General features: G+C 60.6%; 11 protein-coding genes and 2 pseudogenes. 8 read left to right on the forward strand and 5 right to left on the reverse strand.

Annotation, left to right across the window (positions count from 1 at the left end):
* Window positions 1-7: 7 nt before the first annotated feature.
* Entirely contained in the window at window positions 8-1,111 is a 1,104-nt protein-coding gene (locus HX793_RS04420; protein ID WP_177095038.1) for an efflux RND transporter periplasmic adaptor subunit, read from the forward strand.
* Between the two features lie 18 nt (window positions 1,112-1,129).
* Window positions 1,130-4,267 (forward strand): CusA/CzcA family heavy metal efflux RND transporter, encoded by a 3,138-nt coding sequence (locus HX793_RS04425; protein ID WP_177095036.1) that lies wholly within the window; start codon window positions 1,130-1,132, stop codon window positions 4,265-4,267.
* Here HX793_RS04425 and HX793_RS04430 read toward each other — a convergent pair.
* The 3 genes from HX793_RS04430 to HX793_RS04440 form a co-directional block, all read right to left on the reverse strand.
* Entirely contained in the window at window positions 4,191-5,627 is a 1,437-nt protein-coding gene (locus HX793_RS04430; protein WP_177095034.1) for a heavy metal sensor histidine kinase, read from the reverse strand. The two genes, HX793_RS04425 and HX793_RS04430, sit on opposite strands and share 77 nt — an antisense overlap.
* Window positions 5,624-6,298: a heavy metal response regulator transcription factor gene (locus HX793_RS04435; protein WP_177050424.1), complete on the reverse strand. Its 675-nt coding sequence runs from the start codon at window positions 6,296-6,298 to the stop codon at window positions 5,624-5,626. Before HX793_RS04435 ends, HX793_RS04430 begins: the two co-directional genes overlap by 4 nt.
* Before the next feature lie 344 nt (window positions 6,299-6,642).
* Window positions 6,643-7,962 (reverse strand): OprD family porin, encoded by a 1,320-nt coding sequence (locus tag HX793_RS04440; RefSeq protein ID WP_177050422.1) that lies wholly within the window; start codon window positions 7,960-7,962, stop codon window positions 6,643-6,645.
* A 226-nt stretch (window positions 7,963-8,188) separates the two neighbouring features.
* Between HX793_RS04440 and HX793_RS04445 the strand changes: the two genes are divergently transcribed.
* From HX793_RS04445 to HX793_RS04455, 4 genes and pseudogenes are all read left to right on the forward strand, one after another.
* Window positions 8,189-8,521 (forward strand): DUF2790 domain-containing protein, encoded by a 333-nt coding sequence (locus HX793_RS04445; protein WP_177050420.1) that lies wholly within the window; start codon window positions 8,189-8,191, stop codon window positions 8,519-8,521.
* A 196-nt stretch (window positions 8,522-8,717) separates the two neighbouring features.
* Window positions 8,718-9,404, forward strand: a pseudogene (locus HX793_RS31950) (PAS domain-containing protein); the annotation flags it as partial.
* A 108-nt stretch (window positions 9,405-9,512) separates the two neighbouring features.
* Window positions 9,513-9,944 (forward strand): annotated as a pseudogene (locus HX793_RS31955) (methyl-accepting chemotaxis protein); the annotation flags it as partial.
* A gap of 53 nt (window positions 9,945-9,997) precedes the next feature.
* A complete protein-coding gene (locus HX793_RS04455; RefSeq protein WP_177050416.1) occupies window positions 9,998-10,573 on the forward strand; it encodes a flavin reductase family protein in 576 nt (191 codons plus the stop codon).
* A gap of 6 nt (window positions 10,574-10,579) precedes the next feature.
* On the opposite strand, the gene HX793_RS04460 is transcribed toward HX793_RS04455, so the two are convergent.
* Window positions 10,580-11,389, reverse strand: a complete 810-nt coding sequence (locus HX793_RS04460) for an AraC family transcriptional regulator (RefSeq protein WP_016974911.1) — start codon at window positions 11,387-11,389, stop codon at window positions 10,580-10,582.
* A 142-nt stretch (window positions 11,390-11,531) separates the two neighbouring features.
* On the opposite strand from HX793_RS04460, the gene HX793_RS04465 reads away from it, so the two are divergent.
* Window positions 11,532-12,170: a LysE family translocator gene (locus HX793_RS04465; protein ID WP_177095032.1), complete on the forward strand. Its 639-nt coding sequence runs from the start codon at window positions 11,532-11,534 to the stop codon at window positions 12,168-12,170.
* A 44-nt stretch (window positions 12,171-12,214) separates the two neighbouring features.
* Window positions 12,215-13,309, forward strand: coding sequence for a D-alanine--D-alanine ligase (gene ddlA, locus HX793_RS04470; protein ID WP_016977105.1), 1,095 nt, complete (start codon window positions 12,215-12,217; stop codon window positions 13,307-13,309).
* Here ddlA and pgeF read toward each other — a convergent pair.
* Window positions 13,299-14,024: a peptidoglycan editing factor PgeF gene (gene pgeF, locus HX793_RS04475; protein ID WP_177095030.1), complete on the reverse strand. Its 726-nt coding sequence runs from the start codon at window positions 14,022-14,024 to the stop codon at window positions 13,299-13,301. The genes ddlA and pgeF overlap by 11 nt on opposite strands.
* Window positions 14,025-14,029 lie beyond the last annotated feature (5 nt).

Here is a 14,029-nt window from a genome sequence, read left to right on the forward strand (position 1 = left end):
GTCCTCTATGAACAACAGACACGGCGTGGCACTAGCCGTCGCCTTGAGCCTGATGCTGTCCGGTTTTGCTAAGGCCGATGAAGAAGGCGAACTTGAACTCACCGAACAGCAGATCCAGGCCGCCGGCATTCAAATCGCCGAGGCTCAACCGCGATCGGTCAGCACCTTGCTGGTGCTGCCGGGCGAGGTGCGTTTCGACGAAGACCGTACCTCCCACATCGTCCCGCGCACGGCGGGCGTGGTGGAGTCGGTGAAGGTCAACCTCGGTCAATCGGTGAAGAAGGGCGAGCTGTTGGCAGTGATCTCCAGCCAGCAGATTTCCGATCAGCGCAGCGAGTTGGCGGCCAGCGAGCGACGGGTCGAGCTGGCGCGCACCACCTTTCAGCGCGAACGCCAATTGTGGCAGGACAAAATCTCCGCCGAGCAGGATTACCTGCTGGCGCGCCAAACTCTGCAAGAAGCCGAAATCGCCCTGAACAATGCGCGACAAAAGATGACTGCCCTCAGTGGCAGTGCAGTGCTGGTCGGTGGCAATCGTTATGAATTGCGTGCGCCGTTCGCCGGCGTGGTGGTGGAAAAACACCTGGGTGTCGGTGAAGTCGTGAGTGAGACGACTAACGCCTTCATCCTCTCGGACCTGTCCCAGGTGTGGGTCACGTTCGGTGTGTTTCCCAAGGATTTGAACAAGGTCCGGGTCGGCAAACCGGTCAAGGTCAGCTCCACCGAAATGGGCACTGAGGTCCAGGGCACGGTGGCGTATGTCGGCAATTTGCTCGGTGAGCAAACCCGCACCGCGACGGTGCGCATCAGTGTGCCCAACCCTGACGACGCCTGGCGTCCTGGTCTGTTTGTCAGCGTGCAACTGGCCGCCGACACGTTCCAGGCCAAGGTCACCGTACCGCAGGAGGCGATCCAGACCGTCGAGGACAAGCCCTCGGTGTTCGTGCGCACCGAGCATGGTTTTGTCACCCGTCACCTGGAGCTTGGCGCGAGTGAAAACGGCTACGTCGAAGTACGCCAGGGCCTCGACGCAGGGGCACAGGTGGCCACCGTCGGCAGCTTCATCCTCAAGTCCGAACTGGGCAAAGGCTCGGCCGAACACGCCCATTGATCCCGCGAGTGATTCCCCATGTTTGAGCGCCTTATCCAATTTGCCATCGAGCAGCGCATCATCGTGCTGCTGGCGGTGCTGTTGATGGCCGGTGTCGGCATCGCCAGCTATCAGAAGTTGCCCATCGACGCGGTGCCCGACATCACCAACGTGCAGGTGCAGATCAACTCGGCGGCGGCCGGGTATTCACCGTTGGAGACCGAGCAGCGCATCACCTTTCCCATCGAAACCGCCATGGCCGGTTTGCCGGGTTTGCAGCAGACGCGTTCGCTGTCGCGTTCCGGTTTGTCCCAGGTCACGGTGATCTTCAAGGACGGCACGGACCTGTTCTTCGCTCGCCAATTGGTCAATGAGCGCCTGCAAGTCGCCCGCGAGCAATTGCCCCTGGGTATCGAGACGGCGATGGGGCCGATTTCCACCGGGCTGGGGGAAATTTTCCTATGGACAGTCGAAGCCAAGGATGGCGCGCTCAAGGATGACGGCACGCCCTACACACCGACCGACCTGCGGGTTATCCAGGACTGGATCATCAAGCCGCAACTGCGCAATGTGCCGGGCGTGGCCGAGATCAACACCATCGGCGGCTTCGCCAAGGAATACCAGATTGCACCCGACCCCAAGCGCCTGGCCGCCTACAACCTGACCTTGAATGACCTGGTCACGGCGCTGGAACGCAATAACGCCAACGTCGGTGCCGGCTATATCGAGCGCAGCGGCGAGCAACTGCTGATCCGTGCGCCGGGGCAATTGGCGTCCATCGACGACATCGCCAATATCGTCATCACCAGTTCGGATGGCACGCCGATTCGCGTGCGCAATGTGGCCCAGGTCGAGATCGGCCGTGAGCTGCGTACCGGTGCCGCCACCGAAAATGGCCGCGAAGTGGTGCTGGGCACGGTATTCATGTTGATCGGCGAAAACAGCCGCAGCGTGTCCCAGGCCGTGGCGAAAAAACTTGAAGAGATCAACCGTTCGCTGCCCGAAGGTGTGGTTGCCGTTACCGTCTACGACCGTACCAACCTCGTCGAAAAAGCCATCGCCACGGTGAAGAAAAACCTTTTCGAAGGTGCGCTGCTGGTGGTCGCAGTGCTGTTCCTGTTCCTCGGTAACATCCGTGCCGCGCTGATCACCGCGATGGTGATTCCCCTGGCGATGCTGTTCACCTTCACCGGCATGTTTACCAACAAAGTCAGCGCCAATCTGATGAGCCTCGGCGCGTTGGACTTCGGCATCATCGTCGACGGCGCGGTGGTGATCGTCGAGAACGCCATACGCCGTTTGGCTCACGCTCAGCAGCGTCACGGACGACTGTTGACGCGCAGCGAACGCCTGCACGAAGTGTTCGCCGCCGCCAAGGAAGCACGGCGTGCGCTGATCTTCGGCCAACTGATCATCATGGTGGTGTACCTGCCGATCTTCGCCCTCACCGGGGTGGCCGGGAAGATGTTCCACCCCATGGCGTTTACCGTGGTAATTGCCTTGTTGGGTGCGATGATTCTGTCGGTGACCTTTGTACCGGCGGCGATTGCGCTGTTCGTCACCGGCAAGGTCAAGGAAGAAGAAAATATCGTCATGCGCAGCGCGCGTCGGGTGTATGCACCGGTGCTCGACTGGGTGATGACGCGCCGTCCGCTGGTGTTCGGCCTGGCTGTGTTGACCATCGTTGTCTCGGGTGTAGTCGCCAGCCGTATGGGCAGCGAATTTATCCCCAGCCTCAGCGAAGGTGACTTTGCCCAGCAGGCCCTGCGCGTGCCTGGCACCAGCCTGACGCAATCGGTGCAGATGCAACAGCAACTGGAAAAAACCTTGATGGCCCAGGTGCCGGAAATCGAGCGGGTATTTGCGCGCACCGGCACTGCGGAAATTGCCTCCGACCCGATGCCGCCGAACATTTCTGACAGTTACGTGATGCTTAAACCCAAGGACCAATGGCCGGATCCCAAGAAGTCCCGCGAAACCCTGATCGCTGATATCCAGCGTGCCAGTGCGATTGTGCCGGGCAGTGCGTACGAGTTGTCGCAGCCGATCCAACTGCGCTTCAACGAGCTGATTTCCGGGGTGCGCAGCGATGTGGCGGTGAAGGTGTTCGGCGATGACATGGACGTGCTCAACAAGACCGCCGGGGAAATTGTCGAGACGCTGAAAAAGCTCAAGGGCGCCTCGGAAGTCAAGGTTGAGCAAACCGTCGGCCTGCCAGTGCTGACCATCAATATCGACCGTGACAAGGCCGCTCGATTTGGCCTGAATGTGGGCGATGTGCAGGACACCATTGCCGTCGCTGTCGGTGGGCGCCAGGCCGGTACGTTGTACGAAGGCGACCGGCGTTTCGACCTGGTCGTGCGCTTATCTGACGCGCTGCGTACGGACATCGACGGGCTGTCGCGGCTCTTGATTCCGGTGCCGAGTAACGCGGCGGGTCAGTTGGGGTTCATCGCCTTGTCCCAGGTGGCGAGCCTGGACCTGGTGCTCGGCCCGAACCAGATCAGCCGTGAGAACGGCAAGCGCCTGGTGATCGTCAGCGCCAACGTGCGCGGGCGGGATATCGGCTCGTTCGTGGAAGAGGCCGAGGCGGCGATTCTCGCCCAGGTGAAGGTGCCGGCGGGCTACTGGACAACCTGGGGCGGCCAGTTCGAACAGTTGAAGGAAGCCTCCGAGCGTTTGCGCATCGTGGTGCCGGTGGCGCTGCTGCTGGTGTTCGGGCTGTTGTTCATGATGTTCAACAACCTCAAGGACGGTCTGCTGGTGTTCACCGGCATTCCGTTCGCCTTGACCGGTGGGATCATGGCGCTGTGGCTGCGGGATATTCCGTTGTCGATCTCGGCGGGGGTGGGCTTTATTGCCTTGTCCGGCGTGGCGGTGTTGAACGGCCTGGTGATGATCGCGTTCATCCGCAACTTGCGCGAGGAAGGGCGTTCATTGTCGATGGCGATCAACGAGGGGGCGCTGACCCGGTTGCGCCCGGTGTTGATGACAGCGTTGGTGGCGTCTCTCGGGTTTATCCCCATGGCGCTCGCCACCGGCACCGGCGCGGAGGTGCAGCGGCCGCTGGCGACGGTGGTGATCGGCGGGATCATTTCCTCTACGTTGCTGACCCTGCTGGTGCTGCCGGCGTTGTATCAGTGGGCTCATCGCAAGGAAGAGGAAACACCAGGCTGAACCGAGTGAACCGGCCCGGCTGGCTGCTGACGTCGGCGTGCCCCTGATGCAGGCGCATGATCGACTGCACAATCGCCAGCCCAAGGCCGGTGCCGCCTTCAGCACGGGCGCGGCTGTTGTCGGCGCGGTAGAAACGTTCGAACAGGTGCGGCAGGTGATGGGCTTCGATACCACGCCCCGGGTTGCCCACCGACAGCGACACACTCTGGTCGTAGCTTTCCACCAGCAGCAAAACACTGGAAGCCTCGGGAGTATGGCGAATGGCATTGGACAGCAGGTTGGAAATGGCGCGCTGGATCATCAGGCGATCGCCCATCACCCAGGCGTCGCCGCGCAGGCTCAGGGTAATGTGTTTGTCCTCGGCGCTGAGGGCGAACAGCTCCATCACCCGCTGTGCTTCCTGTGCCAGTGAAACCGGGGCAAACCCGGCACGCGCAGCGGGGTGGCTGACCTGGGCGAGGAACAGCATGTCCGAGACAATCCGCGACAGGCGCTCCATTTCCTCGGTGCAGGATTCCAGGCCGGCCTTGTATTCCTCCGAGGGCCGCTCGCGGGACAGGGTCACCTGGGCCTTGCCCATCAGGTTGGTCAGGGGCGCGCGCAGCTCGTGGGCCAGGTCGTCGGAGAACTGCGACAGTTGCTGCACCCCGGCGTCGAGGCGATGCAGCATAACGTTGATGCCCTCGGCCAATTCGCCCAGCTCCTTGGGCAGGTTGTCCAGGGACAGGCGATGGGTCAGGTCCTGGGTCGTGACCTTGGCCGCCACGCGGCTGAATTGTTGCAACGGCGCGAGCCCGCGTTGCACCAGCCACCAGGCGCCCATGCCGATCAGGATCAGCAACATCGGCAGGGCGATGACGGTGGAGCGCAGGTAGGCACTGAGCAACGCCTCATCATCGGAACGGTCCAGCGACAGCAGCACGCGGACATACTCGCCACCTTGCAAGGGCATCAGGCGCGTCGCACTGAGGATGCGATTGCCCTGGCCGTCGACCCAGTTCAAATAGGCCAGGTTTTTGCCGGTGGGCACGTCGAGCAGCAGCGGTTGCTGGGGCTTGGCGCCGACGCTGAGCAGTACCGGTGCGTCGGGCCGTGCGCCGAGAATGGTCAGGTAGATGTTGTCGTGGCCCATCACCAGGTCCAGCAGTGAATGAGGACGGTTGGTGATGCGGTGTTCATCGAGGCCCTGGTTGAGGGTATGGGCCAGTTGCTCCATTTTGTTTTCCAGGCCCTTGCGTGCCAGCTTGTCCAGTTCGTGGGTCAGGGCCAGGTACGCCAGGCTTGCCAGCAGTACAACCAACCCGGCGCCCATCAGGCTGACTGTCAGCCCCAGGCGCATCGACAGGCTGCTGGTCTTCATGGGCGCGCCTCCAGCACATAACCCACGCCGCGAATGGTATGGATCAGCTTCACCTCGCTCTGGTCATCGACCTTGGCGCGCAGTCGGCTGATGGAGACTTCCACCACATTGGTGTCGCAGTCGAAGTTCATGTCCCAGACCAGCGAGATGATTTGCGTACGGGTCATCACTTCGCCTGCTTGGCGCATCAGCACATGCAGCAGAGCGAACTCCTTGGTGGTCAGGTCGATCCGACGGTTGCCGCGATAGGCACGGTGTCGGCGGGGGTCCAGTTCCAGGTCCGAGACGCGCAGCACATCCGGCAGCGGGATGTGCTCGCTGCGCCGCAACAAGGTGCGCACGCGGGCCAGCAGTTCGGGAAATTCGAAGGGCTTGACCAGGTAATCATCGGCGCCCATGTCCAGGCCTTTGATCTTGTCGGCCAGCCGGCCGCGCGCGGTCAGCATCATCACGCGCTGGTTACCGTCACGGCGCAGTTGCTCCAGCACTTCCCAGCCGTCGGTGTTGGGCAAGTTGACGTCGAGGATCACCAATTCATAGCTGTGTTGCCGGGCCAGGTGCAGGCCATCAACGCCGCTGGCGGCGCAATCGACCACATAACCGCTTTCGGTCAGGCCTTGCTGCAGGTAGTCGGCGGTTTTTTGTTCGTCCTCAACCACAAGGATACGCATGGGGGTTTACCTTCAAAGAATACGAAAGGGGCATGGCCTCATAGCGAGGCTGAATTGAGTGTAGGAAAATTCTGAAGCGTGAAGTCGCTTTAGGGTCAAGCCAGCTCAGACAGGTGCGACGATTCGTCACTCAAGTCTGCACACAAAAAAAACGCCCCAACCGGGGCGTAAAAATTCATCTCTGTTCCAAAGGAGCTACACAAAAGCCGCAGAGATGAGGTGTGTTCGATGTGCAGTGTAAAAAGTGCAACTTAACGAGAAGGTGAGGCCGATATTACAGTTCTGACAGACTTCAACTTGTGAACAGATGTAGTGCATCGGCAAGTGAATGTAATGGGCCTCCCTTAAAGCACTGCAATGGGATATTCGACAATCAAGCGGACTTCTTCCAGGTCCGACTCAAATGCACTAGAGCGCACCGTCGCCTGGCGCAGTCGCAGCGATAAGTCCTTCAAACTGCCGCCTTGCACCACATACTTGGCCTCGATATCCCGTTCCCAGCGGCGTTGGTCGGTGAGCGGGTTGCCGGACGCATCGCGACGCATGTACACCGCGTTGGCGTTGCTGTAGTCAGCGCCGGTGCCTTTGCCGTAGCGGGTCATGAACGACAGGCCGGGAATGCCGAACGCCTGCATGTCCAGGTCGTAGCGCACCATCCACGACCGCTCCTTGGGCGAGTTGAAGTCGCTGTACTGGATCGAGTTGTTAAGGAAAATCGAGTCCGACTGGCGCAGGTAATCGAAGTCGTCATCGCCGTTGTTGCGCTGGTGCGAGACGGCCAGGCTGTGGGCGCCGACCTTGACGCCGAGCCTGGCGCTCCAGATGTTGTTGTCGAATTCGCCCAGCAGCTTTTTACCTTCGTCCACGGCCTTGTAGTAGTTGAAATCGCCGAACAACGAGACGTCTTCGCCCAGCGGATAACTGCCCGCGGTGCCGAAGTAGTACTGATCCCAGGCGTCTTTCAAGCGGCTGCTGTAGAGGCTGACGCTAAGGTTTTTGTTGACGGTGTAGTCGCCGCCGAAATAGCCGATCCAGGGCGAGTCGACCGGGCCCGCGTAGAAGGTGGCAAAGCCCTTGTCCATGCCGCTTTGCGTCGGCTGGCTCATGCCGCTCAGGCGCCCGCCCTGCAAACTCAGGCCCTCAAGGCTGGTGTTTTGCGCGGTGACGCCACGAAAGCTTTCCGGCAAGACACGTGAGTCACCGTATGCCACGACCGGCGTCAGCGGGAATACATCGCCAGCTTTGATCACGGTGTCCAGTACGCGTAGTTTCGCGGCGCCGCCAAATTTACTGTAGTTGTCTTCCGGGTGGTTGTTGCTGTCCACCGGCAACACGCCGAACGAGCCTTTGCCACCGCTGCGACCGGTGCCCGAGTCCAGCTTCACGCCGACCATGGCGAATGCATCCAGGCCAAACCCCACGGTGCCTTGGGTAAAACCGGATTCGAATCGGCCAATCAATCCCTGCGCCCAGGCTTCTGAATAGCCGTTGCCGGTGGGGCTGGACTGGCCCTTGCGATCATCGCGATTGAAGTAAAAATTACGTGCCAGCACGTTAACGCTGCTGCCTTCGATAAACCCCTCAGGCGGCTCCTGCGCAGCCACGGCGGTCAAGGGCAAGGCGGCGCACAGTGAAAGGGGAAGGCTGTAGTGAAGGATACGCATGGTTCGCTCCTGGGTACTGGCAGTGTTCAGCTTCTTATGGGAGTGGGCGTTCTTATTGATCTGGCCCGGGCTGATAGTTGCAAACCGAGGATAACGAAGAAGTGGCGTGAACATTACAATTCTGGAAGCTCACGGTTATCTAACAAATAAGTAATGTTCTGGTGAAGATTGCGTCAGGGTCCGCTGGTTAGTCTCGGTACTGAACTTTTCAATCGAGGAACTAACCATGAATTTTTATAAAATCGCGTTGGGCGTGTTAACGGCAGTTTTATCGTTCGGTGTATTGGCCGAGGGCGGGGGTGATCGTACGTTCGCACTGATGATGGAACGCAATGAAAAAGCCATGGCTGACTATGCCGCCAAAAAGGGCAAGCCCGCGCCTGAGGTCCAGGTTTATCGCTATGGCCTGGAGCTGGACATTGCCAAGGTGGTCAACGTCACGCCACCGATCCGCTCGTGCAACCCGGTGCCGTCGCGCATGACCTATGAAGACTCCAGCGGCAAGCTCAATACCCTTGAGTATCAAGTGATGGGCGTGTGCCGAAACAATGGCAGTTGATGGATCCAAAAATATAGTTGGGAATGGGGCTAAAGCCCTCTTCAGAAAACGCCGGCAGCGCCGATGCAGGTCAGATCCATCTCCCTCATTTGATCATCGGTGCCTCATGTTCAACACCCGTTTGAAGCAAGAGCTGTCGGCTCTTCGCGAAGAATTGTCCAGCTTGAATCAGGTCAAGGAGAGCCTGGAAAGTGAAATGCTGTGCCTGACGCTGGACGCCGAAGGCCGGGTGGAATGGGCCAATGCCAACTTCCTGCAGGAACTGGTCTACCAGAGTGGCCAACTGATCGGACGGCCGATCGAAGATCTGGTGCCGGCCCATGTGCGCAAGGATGAGTTCCAGCTGCGCTTCAAGAACGCTCTGGTGCGCGGCGAACATTTCGCCGGCACCGTGCGCCTGGTGCGCGGCAATGGCCAGGAAGTGTGGTTGCGCTCGATTGTGCAGCCAGTGCGCAGTTCCGATGGGCGCATCAAACATTTCTCGATTTATTCCAGTGACCTCACACGCACCATTGAGGCTTCCCGCGAGCATGAAAACCTGATCACCGCGCTGGTACGTTCCACCGCGGTGATCGAGTTCGACCTCGGTGGCCACGTGCTCACCGCGAACGACCGTTTCCTCGGCGGCATGGGTTACAGCCTGGCGCAGATCCAGGGCAAACATCACCGCATGTTCTGCGAGCCGGAGGAATACAACAGCACCGAGTACCAGGACTTCTGGAAGCGCTTGAACGCCGGTGAATTTGTTGCGGCGCGCTTCAAGCGAGTGGACAGCCACGGCCGTGTAGTGTGGCTGGAGGCGACGTACAACCCGGTGATGGATGCCACCGACCGGCTGTACAAAGTGGTCAAGTTCGCCACGGTGATCACCGACCAGGTCAACCAGGAACAGGCGGTGGCCGAGGCGGCAAACATTGCCTACAGCACGTCGCTGCAAACCGATAACAGCGCCCAGCGTGGGACCACCGTGGTGACCCAAGCGGTGGATGTGATGCGCGACCTGGCCAAGCACATGCAACAGGCCGGCGAAGGCATTGAGGCGCTGAACGCCCAGTCCCAGGTGATCGGTAGCATCGTCAAGACCATCAGCGGCATTGCCGAGCAGACCAACCTGCTGGCGCTCAACGCGGCGATTGAGGCGGCGCGTGCAGGCGAGCAGGGCCGTGGTTTTGCGGTGGTGGCCGATGAAGTGCGGCAGTTGGCCTCGCGCACCAGCAAGGCCACCGAGGAAATTGTCGGCGTGGTGCGTCAGAACCAGGACATGGCGCGCGATGCGGTGAGCCTGATGACCGACGGTCGTCTGCAAGCCGAGCAAGGCTTGGCGTTGGCGGCCGAGGCGGGCACGGTGATCGTGGAAATTCAGGATGGCGCGCAAAAAGTTGTGAGTGCGGTAGGGCAGTTCGCCAACCAACTGTCGAGTTGAGCCTGGGGCTTCAGGTATCGTAGGCGCTTTCTCGCATGCAGAGTCGACCGTCCATGAGCCCTACCCACCGTCGCCCCGTTCCGCTGTCCAAGGCCTACCGATTGCTCAATCATGGCCCGACCGTGCTGGTGAGCGCCGCACACACTGGCCAGCGCAATATCATGGCCGCTGCCTGGGCCATGCCGCTGGATTTTGAACCGCCGAAGGTCGCTGTGGTGCTGGACAAGGCCACCTGGACCCGTCAACTGCTCGAAAGCGCCGGCACCTTTGTACTGCAGGTGCCTTGCGCGGCCCAGGCCGATCTTGTGCAAACCGTGGGCAACACGACCGGCGCCGACACGGATAAATTTGCCGCCTACGGCTTGCACACGTTTACCGGTGAACACACCGAAGCACCGTTGCTGGAAGGTTGCGTGGCTTGGTTGGAATGTCGTCTGCTGCCTGAGCCCCATAACCAGCAGACCTACGATCTGTTCCTGGGTGAAGTGGTGGCGGCCTATGCCGACGAGCGCGTATTCAGCGACGGCCGCTGGCACTTCGAAGGCCATGATGAACTGCGCACCTTGCACCATGTGGCGGGCGGGCATTTCCTTACGATCGGCCAGCCGATTGATGGGCGTCAGCTTTAAGCCTGATCAGCGTCCAAGCATCTTCACCCAACGCGACGGTGGCATGCCGTAAGTGCTGCGAAATTGCCGGGTCATATGACTCTGGTCGGTAAAACCGGCGGTCATTGCCGCGTCCACCAATGATTGGCCTTGGGCCAGCAGGCTGCGCACCAGATCCAGCCGCCGCATGGTCAGGTAGCGATAGGGGCTGGTGCCGAACAGCACGCGAAAATCCCGCGACAAGGCCCAGCGGTCACGTCCGGCATGGTCGGCCATTTCATCCAGGGTGATGCTGCGACCCAGGGCGCTGTGGATAAATTCCCGAGCGCGCTCGGCGGCTACATAGTCGAAGGTCTTGCGGCTGACGATCCCGCCCGAGACGTTGTTCAAGGCGTGAGCCAGGTCGAACAACGCGTCCTGTTCCTGCAACGGGTCGATGGGGTTATCCAGGTTCTGCAGCAACACTTCGCTGGCGCGGAACAGCCGTGGGTCGGTGGATAGGCCGTTGGGGATAAACGGCAACGGCTTGCCGCCGAGAATCTGCTGGATCAGCGCCGGCTCGACGTAAATCATCCGGTACTTGAAGCCTTCATCGCTGCCGGCGTGACCGTCGTGGGTCTCATCGGGATGCAGCACCATGGTGGTGCCGGGCAGGCTGTGGACCATGTCTCCACGATAGTGAAAGCTCTGTACGCCGGTCAACGTACGCCCGATGGCGTAGGTGTCATGGCGATGCGGGTCGAAGGCAAAGCCGGCAAAGTACGCCTCGATACGGTCCAGGCCACTGGCATGCGGGGCGCGGTGCAGCCAGTCGAGGGTGGCGGTGGGTTTACCCATGGTGGCTTGTCACGAAAAATAGAGATGGAAACACGTTAACCCAGTCTGCATCCCTTGTCTGCGGGGGTCTTGTACGATTGTGCAGGGCGAAGACGAGGCCTATGATCGCCGTTCGTGCCTTGCGCTGATGGAGCTGCCTCCCATGGATTTCTTCAACCCCGCCTACGTGGCGCCCCTGGTTTCGCTGGCCCTGCTGTGGGCGGTGGCAGTGGTGACGCCCGGTCCCAACTTTTTCAACACGGCGCAATTGGCCGCCAGCTGTTCGCGCCGCCATGGCGTGGTGGCGTCGGCGGGTGTCGCCACAGGCACCATCATGTGGGGGCTGGCGGGTGGCCTGGGCATCAAGTCGCTGTTTACTGCCGCACCGATGATGTACCTGGCGTTCAAGATCATTGGCGGGTGCTACCTGATCTACCTCGGGCTGAAACTCTTCAAGCGCTCAACGCCGAACATGAGCCAGAACCTGCTGCCGGACGAGGCACGGCGTTCGCTGTTTTCCGCATGGCGCCTGGGGTTGCTGGGTAACTTGTCGAACCCCAAGGCGGCGCTGTTTGTGGCCACCATCTTCGCGTCCACTATGCCACCGTCTCCCTCGCCGATGCTGCTGACCCTGGCGGTCATCACCATGGCCACTTTGTCGTTCAGCTGGTATTCCTGCGTGGCCCTGGTGTTTTCCAGTGAACGTATGGCCTATCTCTACAGCCGCTCGCGCAAGTGGCTCGACCGCTTTGCCGGGGGCTGCTACCTGCTGTTCGGTGCACATCTGGTAGCGAATCGCTGACCGGCCGTGGTAAGAAGCCTTACTTTCAACAGTGAGGCCGGGTCATGAGCAAGGTGCGGGTAGGTATTATTTTTGGTGGCCGGTCGGCTGAGCATGAAGTCTCGTTGCAGTCGGCGCGCAACATTGTGGACGCGCTGGATCGCGCCCGTTTCGAGCCGGTGTTGATCGGTATCGACAAGACCGGCCACTGGCACCTCAACGACACGTCGAATTTCCTGCTCAATCAGGAAAACCCGGCCCTGATCGCCCTCAACCAGTCCAACCGCGAGCTGGCGGTGGTGCCCGGCAAGGCCAACCAGCAACTGGTGGAGACCTCGGGCACAGGCCTGCTGGAACATGTGGATGTGATCTTCCCCATTGTCCACGGCACCCTCGGCGAAGACGGTTGCCTGCAAGGCCTGTTGCGCATGGCAGACCTGCCTTTCGTCGGCTCCGACGTGCTCGGCTCGGCGGTGTGCATGGACAAGGACATCAGCAAGCGCCTGCTGCGTGATGCCGGCATTGCCGTCACCCCGTTCATCACCCTGACCCGTAGCAATGCGGCGCGCACTTCGTTTGAGGCTGCGGTGAACAAGCTCGGCCTGCCGATGTTCGTCAAACCCGCGAACCAGGGTTCCTCGGTAGGTGTGAGTAAAGTCGGCGACGAAGCCGAGTACTTCGCTGCCGTCGAACTGGCACTGGGTTTTGATGAAAAGGTGTTGGTTGAGTCCGCCGTAAAAGGCCGTGAAATCGAATGCGCCGTGCTGGGCAACGAAAACCCCATCGCCAGCGGTTGTGGCGAAATCGTGGTGAGCAGCGGTTTCTATTCCTACGACAGCAAATACATCGACGACCAGGCCGCCCAGGTGGTGGTGCCGGCCGATATCAGCCAGGAAGCCAGCGAGCGTATTCGCGGGCTGGCCATCGAGGCGTTCGAGGTGCTGGGCTGTTCCGGTCTGGCACGGGTCGACGTGTTTCTCACGGACGAAGGTGAGGTGCTGATCAACGAAATCAACTCACTGCCCGGCTTCACCCGCATCAGCATGTACCCCAAGCTGTGGCAGGCGGCGGGGATGAGCTACAGCGAACTGGTGAGCCGGCTGATTGAGCTGGCGTTGGAGCGGCACGCGGGGCGCAAGGGGTTGAAGATCAGTCGGTGATGCGAGCAATCCACGAATAAATCAGCGTCTTCACTTCCTCTGGGTGATGCGTCCTTCGGCGGTAGCTGGCAAAGGTGGGGGAGGTGCAGTAAGTGCACACCTCACTCACCTCAATCTGCTCCCGCCGGATGCCGGCGGCTTGCAGCAACATCACCCCATAACCACTCAAATCAAACCACGCACTTCCCTCTTGCCGGGCGTGGGGTGGTGTGATCTCAGGCGGCAGCAACGGCGCTGGTTGAGCGGTGCTCCACGGCGCCTGCCCGGTTGACCACACGTGCCCTTGGTCAGCCTGAAACTGCGCGACAAACCCTTCGCTTACCTCATAGCAGCACGGTTTGATCGACGGCCCGATCGCCACCCGCAACTGGTCGACCGCAATCCCTTCATCGGTAAAACGCTTGATGGCATTGGCGATGATCCCGCTTTGCAGCCCCTTCCATCCTCCATGCACCGCAGCGACCTTTTCGCCGCCCTGCGAGGCAATGAGAAGGGGCAGGCAGTCGGCGGTAATCACCGCAATGGGATGATGCTCACCCGTGCACACCCCGTCCGCTTCAATGGTATTGGGCACTTCGTCGGCTTGCCACTCGATCACCGAAGGGCTATGCACCTGCTTGCAGATGAACACCTCTGCCGGGCGCAGCGGATCATTGATCGAACAAAAACCGTGGTCGACGCCAGGAATGGCGCCGAGATTATCTGCCTGCTGCACGAACG

The organism is Pseudomonas reactans, from assembly GCF_013387025.1.
GTDB classification, from domain to species: Bacteria; Pseudomonadota; Gammaproteobacteria; order Pseudomonadales; family Pseudomonadaceae; genus Aquipseudomonas; species Aquipseudomonas reactans.

Coding starts and splice junctions, on each gene's coding strand:
- HX793_RS04440 (WP_177050422.1), bottom strand. CDS start 7,962: ATGCGTATCCTTCACTACAGCCTTCCCCTTTCACTGTGCGCCGCCTTG.
- HX793_RS04425 (WP_177095036.1), top strand. CDS start 1,130: ATGTTTGAGCGCCTTATCCAATTTGCCATCGAGCAGCGCATCATCGTG.
- HX793_RS04445 (WP_177050420.1), top strand. CDS start 8,189: ATGAATTTTTATAAAATCGCGTTGGGCGTGTTAACGGCAGTTTTATCG.
- HX793_RS04420 (WP_177095038.1), top strand. CDS start 8: ATGAACAACAGACACGGCGTGGCACTAGCCGTCGCCTTGAGCCTGATG.
- ddlA (WP_016977105.1), top strand. CDS start 12,215: ATGAGCAAGGTGCGGGTAGGTATTATTTTTGGTGGCCGGTCGGCTGAG.
- HX793_RS04435 (WP_177050424.1), bottom strand. CDS start 6,298: ATGCGTATCCTTGTGGTTGAGGACGAACAAAAAACCGCCGACTACCTG.
- HX793_RS04430 (WP_177095034.1), bottom strand. CDS start 5,627: ATGAAGACCAGCAGCCTGTCGATGCGCCTGGGGCTGACAGTCAGCCTG.
- HX793_RS04460 (WP_016974911.1), bottom strand. CDS start 11,389: ATGGGTAAACCCACCGCCACCCTCGACTGGCTGCACCGCGCCCCGCAT.
- HX793_RS04465 (WP_177095032.1), top strand. CDS start 11,532: ATGGATTTCTTCAACCCCGCCTACGTGGCGCCCCTGGTTTCGCTGGCC.
- HX793_RS04455 (WP_177050416.1), top strand. CDS start 9,998: ATGAGCCCTACCCACCGTCGCCCCGTTCCGCTGTCCAAGGCCTACCGA.